Here is a 21,214-nt window from a genome sequence, read left to right as displayed (position 1 = left end):
GCCAACGGCACTGCTGACGACGCCGCAGCCAGTAGTTCCTCAAACGATGAATCGCATTCAGAGCAAGGAAAGTCGGATGATCCGGCAGGGACCTCTGCTAATCAGGCTGGCAATCATCCAGATACATCGACAAGGGAAGAAGCCGTCGTTCCGCCTTCGGGAGCACGGCAGGAATCCACGCCGGACAGTGGGGACACCGGGAAGAGTTCGAGTGAGTCGGAGCCAAAGACGCCTGAGAAACAGAAAGAAGCAAAAGCAGCAGCATCCGGACACAATAATTCAACGTCGACTGACAAGTCGAATCCAGTGAAGGCTAGCTCGAAACCGAATAGCAGTTCAAAGCCCGACAGCAATTCAAAACCAAACAGCAGTTCGACGCCAAGCAACAGCTCGAAGCCAAGCGGCAGCTCGAAGCCGAGCGGCACCGATACGAAGAAGGACCCGTATGAGACAACTCCTGTTCCTCCGGGCAAGCCCAAGCCCGTGGAATGGCAGGATACCAAGATCGAGAAGACGACGTTCACCGCTACATTGTCCGTTACCTGCTTAACCATCCTTGACCATTTGGACCAATTCGATGAGGATAAGCTTGAAGTACTGCCGGATAACGGCGTCATTTACGCAGCGCGGAAGGTCGAGTTTCACGATGGGGAATCCGTCTTCGACGTACTGCTCCGAGAGATGAAAAAGCAGAAAATTCCGATGGAATTCGAAATGACGCCGATCTACAACAGCAACTATATCGAAGGCATCAACAACATCTACGAATTCGATTGCGGCGAGCTGAGCGGCTGGATGTACAAAGTGAATGGCTGGTTCCCGAATTACGGAAGCAGCCGTTACAAACTCAAGGACGGAGACGTCATCGACTGGGTGTATACATGCGATCTCGGACGTGATGTCGGCGCGGAACAATCGACTGCCGCAGCAGGGGTTGATCGATGAGACGGAGCGCTTTTGCGGCGTATCACCCGTTCGTCAATTTCGTCTATTTTGCGGCGGTCTTGGCGTTCGGCATGCTGTTCATGCATCCGGTCTTTCAAGCGATTTCGCTGCTTGGCGCCATTGTCAATGCGATCCTACTGAATGGCAGACGCGCCATCCGCTTCCACCTGCGCTTCATGCTGCCGCTCTTCCTGGTCATGGCCGCCGTGAATCCCATGTTCAGTCATGCTGGCGTTACGATTCTGTTCTATATGAGGGACGGGAATCCCGTCACGCTGGAATCGATTCTGTACGGCGTCGCCGCTTCCGCGATGTACGTGACGATCGTCATCTGGTTCTCCTGCTATAACGCGGTGATGACGTCGGATAAGTTCATCTATTTGTTCGGCAAAATCATGCCCGCGCTGTCGCTCATCTTCTCCATGGTGCTGCGGTTCGTCCCCCGATATACGAATCAGCTCAAGATCATCTCCAATGCCCAAGCATGCATCGGCAGGGACTACCGTCAAGGCAACTGGATACGCAGAGCGCGCAACGGCGTCCGGATTCTATCGATCATGACCACTTGGGCGCTGGAGAACGCGATCGAAACCGCCGACTCCATGAAATCCCGAGGATACGGCCTGCCACGCAGAACCAGCTTCTCGATCTTCCGCTTTGACCGGCGAGATCGCAGGTTGACTGCATGGATGGCCGGGTTGTTCCTTATTATCGTGCTCGGAGCCGCGTCCGGCGCCAACACGATCCGATACTTTCCGTCCGTGCACGTAAAGGCTGCAACGGCGTTCAGCGTTATTGTCTATACGGCCTACCTGGCGCTTTGTTTGCTGCCGGCAATGATTCAAACCTGGGAGGATTGGAAATGGAAATCTATACGATCAAGGCACTAAGCTTCGCCTTCCCCGGTCAAGACAAGGCAGCAGTAGCGGATGTTAACCTGACCATCGAGGAGGGCGAGTTTATTGCGATTTGCGGCCAATCGGGCTGCGGCAAAAGCACGCTTCTTCGTCAGCTCAAGACCATTCTCACGCCGCATGGCAGACGAAGCGGTACTGTATTGTTCCGAGGCTTGCCGCTTGAGGAAGCCGACCGGCGCACGCAGGCGGCGGACATCGGCTTTGTGCTCCAGCAACCGGACAACGGCATCGTAACGGATAAAGTATGGCATGAGCTGGCATTTGGCCTGGAGAGTCTCGGCTGCGATCAACGGACGATTCGGCTGCGCGTCGCGGAGACGGCCAGCTTCTTCGGCATTCAAACCTGGTTTCACAAGTCCGTAACGGAGCTGTCGGGCGGACAGAAGCAGTTGCTTAATCTCGCCTCGGTCATGGTGATGCAACCTTCCGTGCTTATACTCGACGAGCCGACCTCGCAGTTGGATCCCATCGCGGCCGTGGAGTTCCTGGAGGCCGTCAGCAAAATCAACCGAGAGCTCGGAACGACCGTCATCGTGACGGAGCATCGGCTGGAAGAGGTGCTTCCGCTTGCGGATCGATTGATCGTACTCGATCAAGGAACGATTATCGCGGATGACTCGCCGCGCGAAGCATGCGCCAAGCTCGTTTCCATGCAGCATCCGATGCTGGCCGCCATGCCCACGCCGATTCAAGTCTATTCGGCTGTAGAGCGGGGAGACGCACGGCATGCACCGCTTCCCATGACGGTCAAAGAGGGCAGGCAATGGCTCAATCGTTCGAAGGGTGCTCTGTTGGACGTGTTGGAGGTTCTGCAAGTGGAATCGGATGCAAGTGTAGATCCTGTTCATGACCTGCACGCCCACGCCGGCGGAAGGGCGGAACGGATCGCCGCATGGAAATCGATCTTGAACCGGAAATCCAATGCCAACAGCCGTGCCGATTCGATAGCCGTTGCCTTTCAAGAGGTGTGGTTCAAATACGACCGGCAGGGTCCGGATGTGATCAAGGATTTGTCGTTCGAAGTGAAGAAGGGCCAATTCTATTGCATCGTCGGCGGGAACGGGACGGGGAAATCCACCGCGTTATCTCTAATCAGCGGCTTACAGCGGCCCTATCGCGGTCAAGTGACCATCAATGGCCGCAATCCTGCCGCAATGCGGCCGAGCGAGTTGTTCACGAACGGACTCGGCGTGCTTCCGCAAAATCCGCAGTCGTTATTCGTCAAAAAGACGGTCGCGCTAGATCTGCAGGAGATGCTGTCCGACTCCAGGCTGACAACGGAACAAAAGCAAGAGAAGCTGGATGCCGTTGTCCGTCTCGCCGAGCTCCAGCATTTGCTCGGCATGCATCCCTATGACTTGAGCGGAGGCGAGCAGCAGCGGGCCGCGCTTGCGAAGGTGCTGCTGCTCGAGCCTTCGATTCTGCTGTTGGATGAGCCGACGAAGGGACTGGACGGTTTTTTCAAAGCGAAGCTTGGCCGTTATCTCCAACGGTTAAACGCGGCCGGCATCACGATCCTCTTGGTCTCGCATGACATCGAGTTTTGCGCGAAGTACGGGGAGATCGGCGCGATGTTCTTCGACGGCAGCATCATTGCTTCGGATAAGGCGAAGCCGTTCTTCGCGGGCAACGGCTTCTATACGACGGCAGCCAATCGCATGGCAAGGCATCGCTGGCCAAACGCCGTCACGGTAGAGGATGTGATCGCAAGATGCAGCAGCAACGGCAAGATCCGGTGATCAATCGAAAATTCTCACGACGAACGCTCGTCGCTGCCGCGCTTATTCTCATCGTCATCCCGGCTACGATTTTGTTAGGCTTATTCGTGCTGGACGATCGGAAATATATGTTCATCAGCGTCTTAATCGTGTTGTACACGATGATCCCGTTTGCCATGGTATTCGAGCACCGCAAGCCTCAGGGCCGAGAGCTGATCGTTATCGCAGTGCTTGCGGCGATTGCCGTAGCCGGCAGATCGGCCTTCTTCATGCTGCCGGAGTTCAAACCGGTCGTCGCCATCGTGATTATCGCAGGCGTATGCTTCGGCGGCGAGGCAGGCTTCATGGTCGGGGCTACGGCCGGCGTCGTCTCGAACTTTTTCTTCGGTCAAGGTCCGTGGACGCCGTGGCAGATGTTTTGCTTTGGACTCATCGGCTTCATCGCGGGAATTCTGTATCGCGCTGGCTGGCTAAGACGGAGCCGATGGTCGCTATGCGTCTTTGGCGGATTATCGACGCTCCTCGTGTACGGAGGGATTATTAACGTCGCATCCGTCATGATGTTCGCCCCCGTTCCTAGCCGAGAAGCCATTCTGGCTTCCTATGCTTCCGGCTTCTGGTTCGATATGGTACATGCAACCGCCACCGTCATTTTCCTCTTCTTCCTCGCAAGGCCGATGCTGGAGAAGCTGGACAGAATCAAGTTAAAGTACGGCATGATGGAGTAGGTCGAACGCGCTTATTCATTGCTGGGGGAGTAAGCTTTGTTACACAGATTTACAAGAAAATGCTATTCTAAAGGAATGACCATTCCTAGTGCCTCTTCTGAGTCAGAGGTGAACGAATGGATATTCTACGGCTTCCTGCGTACTGGAAAGCGAAACGAGGAGAGAACGGCATGACCCAAGCAATCATCTTCGATATGGACGGAACGCTGTTTCAAACGAACAAAATCTTGGAATTGGCGCTCGACGATACGTTTGCGTATTTGAGGTCCGACCATGGCTGGTCTGGAGAAACGCCCATTGAAACGTATCGTAAGATCATGGGCGTGACGTTGCAAGTCGTATGGGAGACGCTGTTGCCGGACCAAACGAACGAACTGCGGCAAATCGCGAACGAGGTCTTCCATGAGCGGTTGATCGATAACATTCATCGTAGAAACGGCGCGTTATATCCGCATGTCCACGAGGTACTCGAGGCATTGAAACAATCCGGCCGTTCCATCTTCATTGCGAGCAATGGGCAAATCAATTATCTGAAAGCCATTGTCGACCATTACAACTTAGATCGCTGGGTAACGGAAACCTTCAGCATCCAACAGATCGATTCGCAAGATAAGACGGACTTGGTTCGGCATATGATGCACAAGTATGACATCGTACAAGCCGCAGTCGTTGGCGACAGACTCTCGGATATCCGGGCCGCCAAGAACAACGGCTTGATGGCCGTCGGCTGTCGGTTCGATTTTGCCCAAGAAGATGAACTCGCTCAGGCAGATGCCGTAGTTGACGATTTGCTGGAATTAAAGACGATATTCAATCTTCGATAAGCGAGAAGGCAGACGGTACGGAAAACGCGTGAGTTGCGTCGAAGGGCAGCGATGCGCTATAATGGCGCTATTCAGCTTCGTTACATGAAGGAGATCCTGCTATGACAGCCATATTATTGAATCAACTTCATCATCACAATCAGCGTTAGCACGCCTGTATAGATACAGGGCGGGCTAGCGCTTCTCGCGTTGGCCTCCCTGCGGCATACGAACGCGCAGGACCTCGAGGTCCTGCGCGTTTTTTTATATTCTAATCGTACGTTCAAACCTCGGAAGGGAAATGATGAACATGCAAAACGTCAAAGGTACATTCGATTACTTCGGTCCGGAGCAGGCAATCCGCAAGCAGGTACAGACGACCCTGCAGGAGGCGTTCGAGCTCTATGATTTCGACAGCATGGATTCCACGATCTTGAACGAGCTCGAGCTGCTGACCTCCAAGTATGCGGGCGGCGAAGAAATTTTGAAGGAAATGTATCAACTTACTGATCAGGGCCAGCGGAATCTTGGGCTGCGATATGATCTTACGATTCCCTTTGCCAAAATCGTTGCACTGAATCCAGGCATCGAGCTCCCGTTCAAGCGTTATGAGATCGGTAAAGTGTTCAGGGACGGCCCTGTCAAACGCGGTCGACTGCGCGAATTCCTTCAATGCGACGCCGATGTCGTCGGCATTGCGGGACCGGAGGCGGAAGCGGAGCTGATGCAGTTGGCCGTGGAAGTCTTCAAGCGATTGGACATCCCCGTGACCTTGAAATGGAACAACCGCCGTTTTCTCGGGGAACTGCTGGAAGTAATCGGAGTTCCATCCGAGATGAAGCTTACGGTAATGCTGACGCTCGATAAAATCGAGAAAATCGGCAGCGCGAATGTACGAAGAGAGCTTTTGGACAAAGGCTTGCGTGCCGAGGCGACGGCGGAGTTGATAACGCTCATTGAAATGGAGAACCCGACATTCGAGGCCATCGCGACTAAATACGGCCTGCTGGACGATTCCGGCGCGCTCGAGGTCGTCGCGCTTCAGGAGCTGATTCGGAAATTAGGTCTGGAGGGTATCTGCCGATTCGATCCGTTTCTATCCCGCGGGTTATCGTTCTACACGGGAACCGTGTACGAGATCTTCGATGCCTCGGGTGCCTTTACGTCGAGCTTGGGCGGCGGGGGACGGTACGATGACATCATCGGGCAGCTGGTCGGGAGAGAGGATATTCGCTATCCAACGGTAGGGTTGTCATTCGGAATGGAGTCCATCATGGAACTGCTAGGAGATCGCTTCCGGCCTGCCATGAATCCGACTGCCATGATCATCCCGATCGGAGAGACCATCGGAGATGCACTCGCAGCTGCATCCGCTCTTCGCGGTTACGGCATCCGAATACGAGTGGATATGTCGAAGCGCAAATTGCGAAAATCGCTGGCGAGCGCGTCATCCCGAGGAATTCGTTATGTCCTGTTAATCGGCGAGACCGAAGCAGCGGCCAATAATGTGGTGCTTAAGGATATGTTGGAGCAGACGGAAGCCGTGGTAGGAATCGATGAGGCTGTCGCCTTGCTCAAACCGGAGCGTATGAAGGAATGAATTCCCTATAAATGGTTAAATTTCTTCCGCTGCTGTGACATAATAGAAGCGTATGCCTAAGGGGGGAGAACATGATTAAGCGTTCCATGGAAGATATTCGTTCGATGATCGAACGACATGGATTCACCGCATCCCTGCAATCGCCTTCAAGTCTGACCATCCAGGGGGTATCCATCGATTCGAGAACGCTGAAGGCAGGGAATTTATTCATCCCGATCGTGAGAATCGATGATGGGCATAATTACGTCAAGCAGGCATTCGATAACGGCGCGGCCGCGGCGTTGTGGCAAGCAGATCATGTTCCGCATCCCGTAGGAGTACCGCTCATCATCGTTGAGGATTCATTAAAGGCTTTACAGCATCTCGCGCAAGCTTATCGTGAGCAACTAACGTGCACAGTCATTGGAGTAACGGGGAGCAACGGCAAGACGACGGTCAAAGATATGATCGCGTCGATCTTCCGTACCCGGTACGCCGTTCACAAAACGGAAGGGAACTTCAATGGCGAATACGGCCTGCCTTTAACGTTATTAGAGGTGAGCGAAGATACTGAAATTATCGTGCTGGAAATGGGCATGAGTCATGCCGGCGAAATGAAGGCGCTATCGGAGATTGCGAAGCCCGATTACGGCATCATTACGATGATCGGCGTGTCGCATCTATCGAATCTGGGATCCAGGCAAGGAATCGCTTTAGCCAAATTAGAGCTGCTGGTAGGCTTAAGTCCGAGCGGAGCCTTGATTATCCATGGCGATGAACCTTTGCTCACGGATGCGATTGCGGAGATGAATCTCCCTGCAACGTTGTCCGTTATTCGATTTGGGGAGTCGGAGAGCAACGACTATTATCCGCTGTCCGTCGACGAGAATCCATCCGGGCTTATATTTACGCTGAACAGGTATGGCGAGGAATTTACCGTGCCCTTACTTGGAAGACATAACGTATGGAACGCTCTTGCTGCGATTGCTTTGGCAGATCAGTTTCAATTCAATCAACCGGACATTCAATCTGGCTTTACCGGGCTGCAGCTCACGGGTATGCGAATGGAACGGATTCTCACGCCTAGAGGCTTCTTGATGATTAACGATGCCTGGAATGCAAGTCCCGTGTCGATGAAAGCGGCGATCGAGACCGTGGCCAACCTCGAGGGTTTTCAGAAGAAGGTGCTGGTCTTAGGCGATATGTTGGAATTAGGGGAGCTAGAAAATGATTTTCATCAGCAAATCGGCAGACAAATTGGTCGAACCAACATACAGGCCGTATTCACGATCGGACGGTTGAGCAAGCTTATCTCGGATACGCTTCGCGATTCCCGGTTTGAAGGCGTCGTGAAGCATTTTACGTCAAAAGAAGAGCTTGTGGCTGCATGTAACCAACTATTGACTAAGCATGATGTCTTATTAGTTAAAGGATCACGCGGTCTGAAATTAGAAGATATTTGCGACGCGTTAAATCAATGAGCTTATGAATGAAACGAATTTGACGACTACCAAGCTCATGCTATACGCAGCAAAGGGATCAAGCAACAATCATGACTCCTCCTACGTCTGAATGGAAAAGAATAGAGGGGGAGGGGCATGCATGGAAAGATCGTTTTGGAGGCTATTCCTGTTTAGTTTGCTGGTCCTGTTCATCACGGGCTGCGGATCACGAGTGGAGACGAGCGGTAACGGAACCGATAATCCTTCGCATTCAACGCATAGCTCTGGGGGAAGTTTAGGAATAGGAGAAGTGGCTCCTAGGATTGAAGGCACCGGAACGGTCGATCCAACATCGGCCCCTGGCGAGGTTCGCGGTTTTCTCGAAGAGAACCATATCGCAAATGGCGATATCTATCTGAGAGAAGGCAAAGTCTATATCAATATTGTAGGGTTGGACGATGACGCAAGCCGTTTGCTGGCGGACCACTATAAGAGCGGTACGTATGCGCTCGTCAATGTCGCCCATTCGATCGAGGAATTGGAAGCGGCACAACAGGGGCTGACGGATAACGACCTTCTCCGCAAACTGAATGTGTACGGCTCGTCGCTGGATGTCATCAAGAACAAGATCATCCTTACGATGCCGGAATCGAGCAAGGCACAAGCGAAGCCGGCAATCGAGAAGCTCATCGATCCCGGCTTGCTGGCCTATGATATTCAGACCATGAGCGAGAAACCGGAATATAGCGGGACGATCGCCGAGCTCGACGCCGACGCACATCGCATCCTTCTATTGGTCGACGGGGAAGAGGAGCCGAGCATTTTCTTCGGCTTTGACGAACATTCCGTGATGGTGAGCACCGATGGTTCGCCTATTACCTTTGACGACCTTAAAGTTCAGCAGGAAGTTCGCGTATGGTCAACGGGAATGATCAATGATTCCATGCCGGCTCAGGCGACGGCCAAGAAGCTGGTTTTGGTCGCCCCAAAGCGTAACGGGGATATTGGCACTATTTTTGGCGTACATGGGAACGAAACGCGTCAATAATCGTTATATAGTATAAAGGAAGCGACGGAGGTGTTTTAGATGGATGTATTGAAAGGGATCGGGAAGCTGGCGGGCGATGTGACAGGCAAAGTGCTGGGAGGTACGGTGCGGGTTGCGGGTGAACTCGTTCACAGCGAGTACATCAAAGAGATCGGCAATGACGTGGAACGGGTGACCGCGAAAACAGGCGAAATCGCTGGCCAAGCAGCAAGCGGCGTCTGGGATGTAGGCGCGGGCTTGGTGACGTCGGATAAGCATCAAGCGAAGAGCGGACTCGACGAGCTTGGAGATGTGGTAACGACGACGGTTAAAGGCGCTGGCCAGGGGATCGGGTACGTGGTCGACAGCGGAATCGATTTGGTGACAGGCATCAAGGAGAAGGATAAAGAGCTCATGAAAGACAGCGCCAAGAAGTTGGGGAAAGCAGCTGCGGTCACGATTCTTGCTGTCGGCGTCATTGATATCGTTGACGGTCCCGACGGAACGGATAGTACGGGCACAGCTTAAAGTTACGCTAGGTGGCATACGATTGAACGAATAGTCGGTTATGCGAATAGGGCAGCCAATTCGATTTCGAGTTGGTTGCTTTTTTGCGTGAATATGCAGCATTCCCCATGGGTACCACAACATGCATAAGGTTTAGAAAATACTGGAACTTTTTGTCACATTACGCGTCTATACTTCATGCAGTCGCCAACGAATGCAGGAGGTGCAACATGAATGCACGCAGCTTCTATTTCCTTTATATCGTTCTCGCTTGTTGGATGGTTGCGGGATGCGCGAAACCACTACCAGATGAGCCTGTAAGACCCATGATTACATGGAATAAAGAGAAGGTTACCTATCTCGACGGTCAATCCTGTTGGTATGGCACAAACGAAGAGGCAGGCATCTGCGAGGATCCTCCGCATCCGACTACTTTCAATAAACGTATCAAGGAACAAGCCATTGTGGCTGACGCCGAAGGCGAAATCAAGATTAAGTTCCCGCTCAAGCCGGATGTCTTAACGTTAACGATTGTCCAGACAGATGGCAGTGAGGAATCGGTAGGTGAACCCAATCTCACCCATTTCAAGCTTCCGCTGCAACCAGGATATTACAGATACCGTCTGTCGGCCGTGTGGGATGTGAAAAATACGGCATCGTATCACTTTGGCATTCAAATCAACGCGTAACGGACTAGCGTCCGATCAAACAACGCATGCATGCTTGCGAATGGAGGAACTTGCCGATGAGGCCGAAATTAGTATTGATTGAAGGATTGCCAGGCTCCGGGAAAACGACGACTGCTCAATTGGTTCATGAAATTCTTACGGAAATGAACATGACGTCTCAGCTGTTTGAAGAAGGGAATCTGGATCATCCAGCTGATTATGATGGCGTTGCCGTATTCGCCAAAGGTGAATGGGAGCATTTGTTGGCTGCCCATGAACCGTACAAAGATATGTTGAATCGGCGGGTCGTTAATGACATTAACCATTACTTTTTGGAATATCGAAAAATGCTCAACGAACACGGAACCCATTTTCCTGATGAGTTGGTGCAGACCATTTTCAAACATGACGTTTATGAATTGCCGCTCGATCAAAATAGGAAACAGATCACCGAGCGGTGGAAGAAGTTTACGGAACGTGTATTGCAGGGTCCGGATACGTTTATCTTTGAATGTTGTTTTATCCAAAACCCTGTAACGATGGGAATGATCAAGTGCGGGGCCGACAGAGAAGACGTGGTAAGTTATGTCGCTGAACTGGCAGCCAGCGTGGAGCGGCTGAATCCCGTATTGATTTACGTCGACCAGAACGACCTTGATTATTCCTTTACGAAGGCTGTCGAGGAACGACCGAAAGAATGGTCAACGGGATTCATCGACTATTATACCTCGCAGGGATATGGGAAACAGCAGGGATACATAGGGTTAGAAGGAACATTGAAGGTCCTGAGGGCTAGGAAGGAACTGGAAGAAGAAATATTTAATGACCTTAATATGTTGAAGCGTAGAGTGAACAACTCCTCCTATCAAAGCAACGAGTATAAGCAACAATTAGAGAGCCTATTAGCGGAATATTTTACGTAGGGAGGGATGAAGCGTGCATGCAGCGGATTGGTCAGATGATCGTCAAACGTATGATTTGTCGGGGGAATATTCGATTCGAAGGGCAGCGCCCGATAAATGGGGAAGCTATTGTTCCATCTATTATCATATGAGCTACAATGGCTTTTTCAGGGAAGAGGGCTACGATGCCTCGCGCAATAACTCCTTTTGGATCTATAACGGCGCATCCAAAATTGGCGGAGTGAGAATGTCGCCCAATCGGATCTATCATTTATTTTTTATTCCTCCATTTCAGGATTCGTTTGGGGTGCTGAAGATGCTGAAACAGCTTCTGCTCGCATGGTCGGATCGCACGCAGCCGATCAAGACCTTTGAAATTCTCCCGGAGCAAGCGAGTTTATTCGCGAGAGCCGGATTTTGGCCGGATGAGTTCAGATGCCGGTGGATGCAGCGTCCTACCGATCATTTCGAGATTAACTGGGATACGGATCTAATTATCGTGCCTCCGCAAGTGATCGTGAATGAGGCGGGCGCGAAGCAATACGTGAATGAAGATGAAATCGCTCATTGTGATTTTAATAGCTTTGTTGGCGGATTTGAAGCCGTAAGGCGCAAAAAGTTCGCGCTGGAAGATTTTATCCCTAACGAAGATCCGATTTATACCAATGAGATCTTAATGCAAGCGTCTACGCTTGTTTATGATAAGGTTTCGGGTCAGCTTGTTGCCAATTGCCGCCTTTGTTTACAAGACGGTTACGCAGCCGTATACAGTATCGGCGTCATACCCGCTTACAGAGGAAGAGGGCTCGCCACGCATATGCTGCAAAGAGCGCTGAACAATCTAAGTGACATCTATCCAATCTTGCGGTTGTATGTGATGGAAGGCAATGATGCGGAGTCCGTCTATCTGAATGTTGGATTTGTGCCGGGCGTCCAAGAAATCCAAAGCATGTATCTGCCTGCGAGTCCATAGCTCGGGAATATCATCGGATCCGTACTTAATAGGAGGGTTTGGGCGGTGTCGAATCAACGGAAAATAGCGTATCCTCCATTGGAAACCGAACGGCTAATGCTGAGAATTCTAAAGCTTCAAGATGCCGAAGAGGTGTTCAAGCATTTCTCGGACGAATATATAACTCGTTATATGGATATTGAACCGTGTACAGACATGAAGGAAGCAGAAGAGATCATAGCATGACCTGCGGTCGATATGGGTCTACACTCGCTGTTGTAGTCGGATAACTTTTATTTTATAAAAGCCTAAACGGTTGTTATCCGACTACAAAGGCGACCACTTCGTTGTTCCGACTCCATACCGACTCTTCGGTCAAAGCAGGATTCTATTTCTATTTGAAGCGGGTAGAAGAAGGAGCTGTATGAGAAGAAAAATAGCAATGCTTCAAGCATTTGGCTTATTCATTCTGATTCTTGCCCTGTCAGCGTGTACCTCAAGACCAGCGTGGGAAATCTACCAAGGAAAACCGTTAAACATCGCAGTGCTAGGCGAGCCGCCTGAAGTTAAAGAAAATCAAGTAAGGTTTACCTCGATTGCATGGGATCAATTGACCGATGAAACAATGAAATCTTACGACGCTGTCTTTGTCATGAAAGAACAGCTTCCACATGCCGCTGCGAGTCAATATGCCGACATCTATCTGCATGCGACCATTCCCATCTTTTTTGTAGCGACGAATAGTGATGTTCCATTTACTAAAAAGGACATCGAATATGACTCATCATGGGATTGGAATCCTGGTGATAGCTATGCTGTTGGAATTCTTACGTCATACGAGGCGGACACATTAAATAGTTGGGGATTTGGCTTATATAATGATGAGAAGACGAATGAGAACATCAAAGAAGTGTATACAAACATCTTTAAAAAAGTGGATGAAATCAACCTTTAACGGATTATTGCAGAAATAAGAAGAACAAACAAAACCCGTTCCCGAGGCGCTCTAGCCTTGGGAACGGGTTATTTTAGAAATCACCTAAAAATGCCATGGATACATAATAGAATACAAAAAAATTCCACATAAGTCTATACCTTTATTGGCATAGATTGTATCTTTATGAAGCGACCGCGGCGCAATAACGAACAGGGAGTTGTCATATGGAACCAATACCTAGGGAAGATAATTTGGAGCAGCGTAGTGGAAATAAGCCGATCATTTCCCTCAGGAAAATTACGCTGGATAATCGACGTGCCATATTTAACCTGGAAGTATCCGAGGATCAACGCCGTTTCGTGGCGTCCAACCTATCCAGCGTCGCGTCTTGCTATGTCCTTGCAACCAATGGAGGCCATCCGTTCCCCTTTGCCATTTACGCGGACGAACAGCCGGTCGGATTCGTAATGATTACGTACCGCATCACCGGCTACGAGCTTCCAGCAATCGCGGAAGACAACTATTGCATCCTGCGATTAATGATCGACAAACAATACCAGAACAGGGGATACGGTCGGGACGCGATGAAGGAAATTCTGGCGTTTATCCGCACGTTCCCGGCAGGACCGGCAGAATTTTGCTGGATTCCTTATAAGGCTGAAAACGTGCCCGCCGCAAAGCTTTATGAAAGCTGCGGCTTCCGCGACAACGGTGAAATCTGCGAGGGTGAACAAACGACCGTTTTCCGACTCTGATCGCAGGGGCAATCATCCAGGTCGAAGGCTTGAATATCGAATTGAGCACGCAGTGTTCGCCTATTGTTGAGTAAGTTAACTTTGTCCGAATCGCTATGCAAGCGCCTTCGAATCGGTTAAAGTGGAGTTATCTGATTGGTAAAGGGGAATTGATCATGGCGGAACAACGCATCGTGAAATGGGGCATTATGGGACCGGGAGGCATCTCGGACAACTTCGCTACGGAGCTGCCGCACGCGCCGGGCGCGGAGCTCGTCGCCGTCGCGGGACGCTCGCTCGACAAGGCGCAGGCATTTGCGGAGAAATTCGGCATCCCGCGCGCTTACGGCAGCTGCGAGGAGCTCGCGGCCGATCCGGACGTCGAGATCGTCTACGTCGGCACGCTGCATCCGATCCACAAGGAGAACGCGCTGACGCTGCTGCGCGGCGGCAAGTCCGTGCTCTGCGAGAAGCCGTTCACGATCAATGCTGCCGAGGCTAGGGAGATCGCGGACCTGGCCCGTGAGAAGGGTCTGTTCCTGATGGAAGCGATGTGGACGCGTTACCTGCCCGCGATCGCCAAGGTGCGGGAGTGGCTGGACAGCGGCGCGATCGGCGAAGTTCGCATCGTGAAGGCCGAGTTCGGCTTCGACGCGGGCTGGAATCCCGAAGGCCGGCTGCTGAACAAGGAAAAGGGCGGCGGCACGCTGCTCGACGCCGGTATCTACCCGGTGTCGTTCGCATCGATGATATATGGCGGGGAGCAGCCTGCCAAGATCGCGAGCTCCGTCCGGATCGGCGAGACAGGCGTGGACGAGCAGTTCTCGCTGCTGTTTGAATACGAAGGCGGCCGCACCGCCTCCCTGCACGGCTCGGTGCGACTGTCCTTGACCAACGAAGCCGTCATCTACGGCACGAAGGGTCGAATCGAAGTGCCGGGATTCCTGTTCGCCAAGGCCGCGACGCTGCACGTGAGCGGCGAAGAGCCGGTCGCTTTCAAGCACGAGCTCGAGCCGTCCGGCCACTTCTACCAGGCGATCGAGGCAATGGAGTGCCTGCGCGCGGGCCGCAAGGAGAGCGAAGTCTTGACCGTCGACGAAACGGTGCGCATCATGGATACGCTGGACCGGATTCGGGAGCCATGGGGACTTAAATATCCTACAGAAGCGTAATCGGTCTCGAGCCGAACGTTAAAGGAAAGGACGATGAGCAGAGGGCAGCCTCTCTCGTCGTCTTTTTTTACGCGTTGAATTGTAGCAAATAGCAAACGGATACTTGCTTTCCTATGCTTCTGTAGTAAAAGATTCGGGCATGGCTTGCAGCCTCCGAATTGTGCTATAATAAGTGCGCAAAATCAGTGTTTTGCGCACTTTCGATTCTAATTGATTTTATTCGCGCAGCATGGGCTGCTTTTCGACAAAATACGCGCGAGGTGGGGACGTTTTTGGCGAGACATCATGAGCTGGACGAGGCGTACGGCGAACAGACGCATGCCTTTCGGATTTGGATGAAGCAAGCGGGCTATACGGACGCGACGCAAAAGGAGTATCAGCGTGAAGTTTACGCTTATCTGCATTCATTGGACGGACTGGCGGTGGACAAAGCCGCGAAGATGCACGTGATCGGATATCTCGTCTCGAAGCAGCAGGCGGCGGGTGACCGGGCGAGGAATCGGACGTTGTCCGCGATTCGAGCCTTCTATATCGCGCTGATCGATTTCGAGCTTGCCCAGCGCAATCCGGCGCTTGAGGTGAAGAAGTCGAAGACGGAGAAAAACAAAAAGCCGGTCTACCTGGAGGAAGAGGAGCTCATCGAGAGCTTCGCGTACATCGACGGACGCTACCGCAGCCGCAATATGGCGATCTTCCTGCTGATGAGCTACTGCGGGCTCCGGGTCGGCGAAGTTCATCGGCTCAATCTGGGCGACTTTAAGCAGGCCAATGGCATGATCGAGGTGTTCGGCAAGGGGCGGAAGTGGAACGAAATTCCGGTTCCCGACGCCTTAATATCCGTGCTGTCGGACGTAGAGCGGGAGAGAATCGCGCCATACCGCGAGAAGGAAGACGCCTTCTTCGTATCTCAGAAGGGCAAACGGCTGTCGATCCGGCAAATTCAGAAGATCGCCGCGCAGACGTTCATGGCGTTCAAGAAGGAGAATCCGAAAGCCATGGACATGAAATTGTCCTGCCACAAGCTCCGTCATACCTTTGCAACGATGCTGCTGAAGAACGGCGTGGACATCCGGGTCGTCAAGGAGCTGATGGGTCATGCTTCGATCGAGACGACGATGATCTATACGCATGTCAATGACAGTCAGAAGAAGCAAGCGATGTCGACGATTCGTATTCCGGCACAAGCCATCGTATAGCTCGGAAACAGCTATTTCTTCAAATTGCTTTACAAACCGCATGGTTATTGTGTAGACTGAAAAGTAACTTTTAAGCAAACTTCATAGCAACATTCCGGAGGAGCCTGTCATTGACGGGCTCTTTTTGTCTTTTTTTGGGGAATGATAGGCTTAGGGAGAGATGGGGAGGTATTGCAACCGTGGATCAACAAGCAATTTGGGCCATTATTATTTTCTTAGCCGCGTATGCGCTCATGATTTCGGAGAAGATTCATCGTACCATCGTGGCGATGCTCGGCGGACTGCTCATCGTCGCAGTCGGTATCGTCGATCAACAAACGGCGATTTCGCATGTGGACTTCAATACGATCGGACTTCTTATCGGCATGATGATTATCGTGTCCATTACGGCCGACACGGGCCTATTCGCATTCATTGCGGTATGGGCGGCCAAGAAGGCGAAAGGCAAGCCGGTACACATCATGGTGCTGCTTGCGCTGATTACCGCGGTCGCCTCGGCATTCCTGGATAATGTAACGACGATCCTGCTGATGATCCCCGTTACATTCAGCATCACAAGGCAGCTCGGGGTCGCGCCTATTCCATATTTAATGACGCAAATTATCGCGTCGAACGTCGGCGGGACGGCGACGTTGATCGGCGATCCGCCGAATATCATGATCGGCAGCGCCGCGAAGGAGCTGACGTTTGCGGCGTTTATCGTCAATTTGGCGCCAATCGCCGTCATCGTCATGGCAGCCTACATCCCGCTGTTCATCCTGCTCTTCAGGAAACACATACAGACGACGCCCGAGCGTACGCAAGCGATAATGGCGCTTCCGCTAACCGGTCTGATCACTGATCGAAAGCTGCTAACGAAGAGTTTAATGGTGTTAATCATCACGATGACAGGGTTCTTCCTGCATCAAACTTTGCATCTGGAGTCTGCCGTGGTGGCCTTAGTCGGCGCGTTTATCCTCCTGCTGCTGACGGGGGAACACCGCATGGAAGCGGCGTTCGGTAAAGTGGAGTGGACGACGATCTTCTTCTTCGTCGGACTGTTCGTACTCGTGTCCGGCCTGGTGGAAACCGGCGTCATCGCCGATCTGGCGGCCAAGGCGATCGATATTACCGGCGGTAATCCGGTCGCGGCGTCCATGCTGATACTATGGCTGAGCGCCATCGCTTCCGCCTTTATGGATAACATCCCGTTCGTGGCTACAATGATTCCGATGATCCAAGAGATGGGCAACATGGGCGTTCATGACTTGGAACCGTTATGGTGGAGTCTAGCGCTTGGCGCTTGCCTCGGCGGCAACGGCACCTTGATCGGCGCAAGCGCCAATCTGGTCGCGGCCGGATTGGCCGGCAAGGAAGGGTATCCGATTCGTTTCTTGGCTTACATGAAGATTGCGTTCCCGCTGATGCTGCTGTCGATCGTGATGGCGAGTGCTTATCTTTACTTGCGCTATCTCATGTAACGACAGGCGGAAGAGCTGCATAGAGGAAGGATAGGAACACCCGAATGAATGGGTTACGCTTCACTCGGGTGTTTTTGGCCTAAGCGGTTATCGGTGGATGACAACGCGGCTTGGACGCGGAATCTCCGTCCGCGCGATCGAATATTGTAGTAAGGGGACGCATGCAGTCGGAGGGGGACAACGATTGACGGAAGGGCGGAATGTACCTTGGAAAACCTTGTTTATCGCCCGAAACACCACGTACGCTTCGTAACGGCAGCCGCATTATTCGATGGTCACGACGCATCCATCAATATGATGAGACGGATTTTGCAGGCTTCCGGAGTGGAGGTCATCCATCTAGGCCATAACCGTTCCGTCCAGGACGTGGCGAATGCGGCGATTCAAGAGGATGTGCAGGGGATTGCCATCAGCTCCTATCAAGGCGGTCATATCGAATATTTGACTTATCTGTACGATGTGCTGAGGCGGGAAGGTGCAGGGCATATCCGAATTTTTGCCGGCGGAGGCGGCGTTATCATTCCGGCGGAAATCAAGGCGCTGCACGCGTACGGAATCGCCAAGATCTTCTCGCCTGACGACGGCCGGACAATGGGGCTGCAGGGGATGATCAACCATATGATTCTAGCCTGCGATCATCAGACGCCGCGGCAAGCCGAGCTGGATCTGGCGGAATTGTCGGCGGGGAACCAGGGTGCTGTTGCCAGATTGATTACCCTTGCCGAATCGAACGCGTCGAAGGAACAACTGGAGGATGCCGAGGCAGCCGTTCTGAAGCAGCTGCAGTCTGCTGCTCCTACGGTCCCCGTGCTCGGCATTACCGGTACCGGCGGTGCAGGCAAGAGCTCGCTGACCGATGAGCTGGTGCGACGGTATCTTGAACATTTTCCAGGCCGATCCATGGCGATCCTTGCGATCGACCCGACGAAGACGAAAACAGGCGGGGCGCTCCTCGGCGATCGAATTCGGATGAACGCGATTCAACATTCAAGCGTTTACATGCGAAGTTTGGCGACCAGAGGCTCCGGGTCCGAGATTAGCGAAGCCGTCCGAGATGCCATCACGATCGTCAAGCAGGCAGGGTATGATTTCGTCATCGTGGAAACAAGCGGGATCGGTCAGGGCGATGCAGCCATCGTCGATGTATGCGATATATCGATGTACGTCATGACCGGCGAATTCGGCGCCGCGACGCAGCTGGAGAAGATTGCGATGCTCGATTACGCGGACGTGATCGTCATCAATAAGTTCGAACGCCGGGGGTCGGAAGACGCGCTTCGGGATGTTCGCAAGCAGTACCAGCGCAACAGACAGCAATTCGATGCGCCGGTGGAACAGCTGCCCGTATTCGGAACGACAGCCAATCAATTCAACGATAACGGGACGACGGTACTCTTCCATCGTCTAATGAAGCTTGTGGAAGTGAAGACGGGCGGAAGCTGGACCGCGCTGCAGAAGTCGGCCAGCATGAGTTCGAGCAGCAATAGCGCGGCGCGCAATGCGGTCATCATCCCATCCGATCGAATCGGCTACCTAGGCGAAATCTTGCAGACCGTTCGAAGATACCAGTCCTTTGCTCAGGAACAGGCCGAAATCGCCCGAAAAATCGATCAGTTGAAGGGGGCCAGGCAGCTGATCGCTGCTGCCGACAGCGGACAGCTTCTCGCCGAGACGGACGCAAACGCTTTCGCCGCGAAGCTGGGTGCCATCATCGCGGATTACGAGACGCGGCTGGATCCGGAATGCAGGAAGCTGATGGAGAATTGGCCGCTCATTCGGGAAGCTTACGGCAAGGATCGGCTGACGATCCAACTCGATAAGCGAGAAACGATAACCGAATTGACAACGGAATCGCTGTCGGGCACTCGAATCCCGCGCGTCAGTCTGCCGAAATTCGAAGAAGCCGGAGAGCTTCTTCGCTGGCTGCTGAAGGAGAATTTGCCCGGCTATTACCCCTTTACCGCCGGCGTGTTTGCCTTCAAGCGTACGGATGAAGCGCCGAAGCGGCAATTCGCCGGCGAAGGAACGCCGTCACGGACCAATCGCCGTTTCCATTATCTTAGCAAGAACGAAGCGGCCAAGCGGCTGTCCGTCGCGTTCGACAGCGTGACGCTGTACGGCCAGGATCCGGGAGACCGGCCCGATCTGTACGGGAAGATCGGCAACAGCGGCGTGAACGTGTGCACATTGGAAGACATGAAGGATCTATTCGCCGGCTTCGATCTCTGCCATCCGGCCGTCAGCGTATCGATGACCATCAACGGTCCGGCGCCGATCATACTAGCCATGTTCATGCATGCAGCGATCGGTCAGCAGGTCGATCAATTCGCGGCGAAGCAGGGACGACCGCCCGAAGAAGCAGAATACGCGTCCATCAAGGCACTGGCGCTTCGATCCGTCCGCGGAACGGTGCAAGCGGATATTCTGAAGGAGGATCAGGGGCAGAATACGTGTATTTTCAGTACGGAATTTGCGCTGCGCATGATGGGAGACATCCAGCAGTATTTTATCGATCATCAAGTGCGCCAGTACTATTCCGTCAGCATCAGCGGCTACCATATCGCGGAGGCGGGAGCCAATCCGGTCACCCAACTGGCGTTTACGCTGGCGAACGGATTCACCTACGTGGAATATTATTTGTCCCGCGGCATGCGAATCGACGATTTCGCTCCGAATCTATCGTTCTTCTTCAGCAATGGCCTCGATCCGGAATATAGCGTCATGGGACGCGTGGCGCGCCGCATATGGGCGACCGTGATGAAGCGGAAATACGGGGCCAATGACCGGAGTCAGAAGCTGAAATACCATATTCAGACATCCGGCAGATCGCTGCACGCGCAGGAAATGGATTTCAACGATATCCGCACCACTTTGCAGGCCTTATTGGCGATCTACGATAATTGCAATTCCCTTCATACGAATGCCTATGACGAAGCCGTCACGACGCCGACCGAGAGCTCGGTCCGCAGGGCGATGGCGATTCAGCTCATTATCGAGCAGGAATTCGGCTTAGCCAAGAACGAGAATCCGCTGCAAGGCTCCTTCATCGCGGAAGAGCTGACCGACCTTATGGAAGAAGCCGTGCTCCAAGAGCTCCAGCGATTGCATGACCGCGGCGGCGTGCTCGGTGCGATGGAAACCCGTTATCAAAGGGGCAAAATTCAAGACGAATCGCTGTACTACGAGCTGAAGAAGCACAGCGGCGAACTGCCCATCATCGGGGTGAATACATTCCTGGATCCGAACCCGAGCGAACAAGCGCATGACATGGAGCTGGCCCGATCGACGGAAGAAGAGAAGCAAGAGCAGATTGAACGTTTGCGGGCGTTTCAGTCGAAGCATCAGAACGAGTGCGCAGCCGCGCTCGAACGATTGAAGCAGACGGCCCTGGCCGGCGGCAATCTGTTTGAAGCCCTGATGGAAGCCGTGACAACGGCCTCGCTCGGTCAGATCACGGATGCGTTGTACGAAATCGGCGGTCAATACCGGCGCAATATGTAGCGCAAGATGTAGACATCCACGAGGAG

The 21,214-nt window shown here is 52.8% G+C and carries 19 protein-coding genes; 18 read left to right on the top strand and 1 reads right to left on the bottom strand.

Annotation, left to right across the window (positions count from 1 at the left end; genetic code table 11):
* Window positions 1–113: 113 nt before the first annotated feature.
* Window positions 114–473, bottom strand: a complete 360-nt coding sequence (locus AC0YNU_RS00485; protein WP_475752355.1) for a hypothetical protein — start codon at window positions 471–473, stop codon at window positions 114–116.
* Between the two features lie 10 nt (window positions 474–483).
* Here AC0YNU_RS00485 and AC0YNU_RS00480 point away from each other — a divergent pair, with 10 nt between their 5' ends.
* From AC0YNU_RS00480 to icmF, 18 genes are all read left to right on the top strand, one after another.
* A complete protein-coding gene (locus AC0YNU_RS00480; RefSeq protein ID WP_475752354.1) occupies window positions 484–945 on the top strand; it encodes a DUF4430 domain-containing protein in 462 nt (153 codons plus the stop codon).
* Window positions 942–1,835 (top strand): energy-coupling factor transporter transmembrane component T, encoded by an 894-nt coding sequence (locus AC0YNU_RS00475; RefSeq protein WP_475752353.1) that lies wholly within the window; start codon window positions 942–944, stop codon window positions 1,833–1,835. The genes AC0YNU_RS00480 and AC0YNU_RS00475 overlap by 4 nt, the downstream gene beginning before the upstream one ends.
* A complete protein-coding gene (locus tag AC0YNU_RS00470; protein ID WP_475752352.1) occupies window positions 1,808–3,601 on the top strand; it encodes an ABC transporter ATP-binding protein in 1,794 nt (597 codons plus the stop codon). Before AC0YNU_RS00475 ends, AC0YNU_RS00470 begins: the two co-directional genes overlap by 28 nt.
* Window positions 3,574–4,308 (top strand): ECF transporter S component, encoded by a 735-nt coding sequence (locus tag AC0YNU_RS00465; protein WP_475752351.1) that lies wholly within the window; start codon window positions 3,574–3,576, stop codon window positions 4,306–4,308. The genes AC0YNU_RS00470 and AC0YNU_RS00465 overlap by 28 nt, the downstream gene beginning before the upstream one ends.
* A 170-nt stretch (window positions 4,309–4,478) precedes the next feature.
* Window positions 4,479–5,132, top strand: coding sequence for an HAD hydrolase-like protein (locus tag AC0YNU_RS00460; RefSeq protein ID WP_475752350.1), 654 nt, complete (start codon window positions 4,479–4,481; stop codon window positions 5,130–5,132).
* 289 nt (window positions 5,133–5,421) lie between these two features.
* Window positions 5,422–6,711, top strand: coding sequence for a histidine--tRNA ligase (locus tag AC0YNU_RS00455; RefSeq protein WP_475752349.1), 1,290 nt, complete (start codon window positions 5,422–5,424; stop codon window positions 6,709–6,711).
* A 71-nt stretch (window positions 6,712–6,782) separates the two neighbouring features.
* Window positions 6,783–8,171, top strand: a complete 1,389-nt coding sequence (locus tag AC0YNU_RS00450; RefSeq protein ID WP_475752348.1) for a UDP-N-acetylmuramoyl-tripeptide--D-alanyl-D-alanine ligase — start codon at window positions 6,783–6,785, stop codon at window positions 8,169–8,171.
* A gap of 271 nt (window positions 8,172–8,442) precedes the next feature.
* Complete coding sequence (locus tag AC0YNU_RS00445) at window positions 8,443–9,180, top strand: DUF3221 domain-containing protein (protein ID WP_475752347.1); 738 nt, start codon at window positions 8,443–8,445, stop codon at window positions 9,178–9,180.
* 39 nt (window positions 9,181–9,219) lie between these two features.
* Window positions 9,220–9,687, top strand: coding sequence for a hypothetical protein (locus AC0YNU_RS00440; protein WP_475752346.1), 468 nt, complete (start codon window positions 9,220–9,222; stop codon window positions 9,685–9,687).
* A gap of 209 nt (window positions 9,688–9,896) precedes the next feature.
* Window positions 9,897–10,355 (top strand): hypothetical protein, encoded by a 459-nt coding sequence (locus AC0YNU_RS00435; RefSeq protein ID WP_475752345.1) that lies wholly within the window; start codon window positions 9,897–9,899, stop codon window positions 10,353–10,355.
* Between the two features lie 56 nt (window positions 10,356–10,411).
* Window positions 10,412–11,257 carry a P-loop NTPase family protein gene (locus AC0YNU_RS00430; protein WP_475752344.1) on the top strand — a complete coding sequence of 282 codons (846 nt, stop codon included), beginning with the start codon at window positions 10,412–10,414 and terminating at the stop codon, window positions 11,255–11,257.
* 13 nt (window positions 11,258–11,270) lie between these two features.
* A complete protein-coding gene (locus tag AC0YNU_RS00425; protein WP_475752343.1) occupies window positions 11,271–12,209 on the top strand; it encodes a GNAT family N-acetyltransferase in 939 nt (312 codons plus the stop codon).
* Between the two features lie 403 nt (window positions 12,210–12,612).
* The gene (locus tag AC0YNU_RS00420; protein ID WP_475752342.1) at window positions 12,613–13,143 is read left to right on the top strand and encodes a hypothetical protein; all 531 of its coding nucleotides are present in this window, start codon (window positions 12,613–12,615) and stop codon (window positions 13,141–13,143) included.
* A 260-nt stretch (window positions 13,144–13,403) separates the two neighbouring features.
* On the top strand, window positions 13,404–13,880 hold the full coding sequence (locus AC0YNU_RS00415) for a GNAT family N-acetyltransferase (protein WP_475753900.1): 477 nt from the start codon (window positions 13,404–13,406) through the stop codon (window positions 13,878–13,880).
* 155 nt (window positions 13,881–14,035) lie between these two features.
* Entirely contained in the window at window positions 14,036–15,031 is a 996-nt protein-coding gene (locus AC0YNU_RS00410) for a Gfo/Idh/MocA family protein (RefSeq protein ID WP_475752341.1), read from the top strand.
* A gap of 272 nt (window positions 15,032–15,303) precedes the next feature.
* Window positions 15,304–16,227 carry a tyrosine-type recombinase/integrase gene (locus tag AC0YNU_RS00405; RefSeq protein ID WP_475752340.1) on the top strand — a complete coding sequence of 308 codons (924 nt, stop codon included), beginning with the start codon at window positions 15,304–15,306 and terminating at the stop codon, window positions 16,225–16,227.
* 179 nt (window positions 16,228–16,406) lie between these two features.
* Window positions 16,407–17,687, top strand: coding sequence for an ArsB/NhaD family transporter (locus AC0YNU_RS00400; protein WP_475752339.1), 1,281 nt, complete (start codon window positions 16,407–16,409; stop codon window positions 17,685–17,687).
* A gap of 207 nt (window positions 17,688–17,894) precedes the next feature.
* Window positions 17,895–21,188, top strand: a complete 3,294-nt coding sequence (icmF, locus tag AC0YNU_RS00395; RefSeq protein ID WP_475752338.1) for a fused isobutyryl-CoA mutase/GTPase IcmF — start codon at window positions 17,895–17,897, stop codon at window positions 21,186–21,188.
* Window positions 21,189–21,214 lie beyond the last annotated feature (26 nt).

It is taken from the genome of Paenibacillus sp. J31P316 (assembly GCF_056269105.1).
The sequence above is the reverse complement of the archived record's forward strand: the minus strand, read 5'-3'. Positions and strand labels throughout refer to the sequence as shown.

Coding starts and splice junctions, on each gene's coding strand:
- AC0YNU_RS00475 (WP_475752353.1), top strand. CDS start 942: ATGAGACGGAGCGCTTTTGCGGCGTATCACCCGTTCGTCAATTTCGTC.
- AC0YNU_RS00470 (WP_475752352.1), top strand. CDS start 1,808: ATGGAAATCTATACGATCAAGGCACTAAGCTTCGCCTTCCCCGGTCAA.
- AC0YNU_RS00465 (WP_475752351.1), top strand. CDS start 3,574: ATGCAGCAGCAACGGCAAGATCCGGTGATCAATCGAAAATTCTCACGA.
- AC0YNU_RS00460 (WP_475752350.1), top strand. CDS start 4,479: ATGACCCAAGCAATCATCTTCGATATGGACGGAACGCTGTTTCAAACG.
- AC0YNU_RS00455 (WP_475752349.1), top strand. CDS start 5,422: ATGCAAAACGTCAAAGGTACATTCGATTACTTCGGTCCGGAGCAGGCA.
- AC0YNU_RS00450 (WP_475752348.1), top strand. CDS start 6,783: ATGATTAAGCGTTCCATGGAAGATATTCGTTCGATGATCGAACGACAT.
- AC0YNU_RS00440 (WP_475752346.1), top strand. CDS start 9,220: ATGGATGTATTGAAAGGGATCGGGAAGCTGGCGGGCGATGTGACAGGC.
- AC0YNU_RS00435 (WP_475752345.1), top strand. CDS start 9,897: ATGAATGCACGCAGCTTCTATTTCCTTTATATCGTTCTCGCTTGTTGG.
- AC0YNU_RS00430 (WP_475752344.1), top strand. CDS start 10,412: ATGAGGCCGAAATTAGTATTGATTGAAGGATTGCCAGGCTCCGGGAAA.
- AC0YNU_RS00420 (WP_475752342.1), top strand. CDS start 12,613: ATGAGAAGAAAAATAGCAATGCTTCAAGCATTTGGCTTATTCATTCTG.
- AC0YNU_RS00410 (WP_475752341.1), top strand. CDS start 14,036: ATGGCGGAACAACGCATCGTGAAATGGGGCATTATGGGACCGGGAGGC.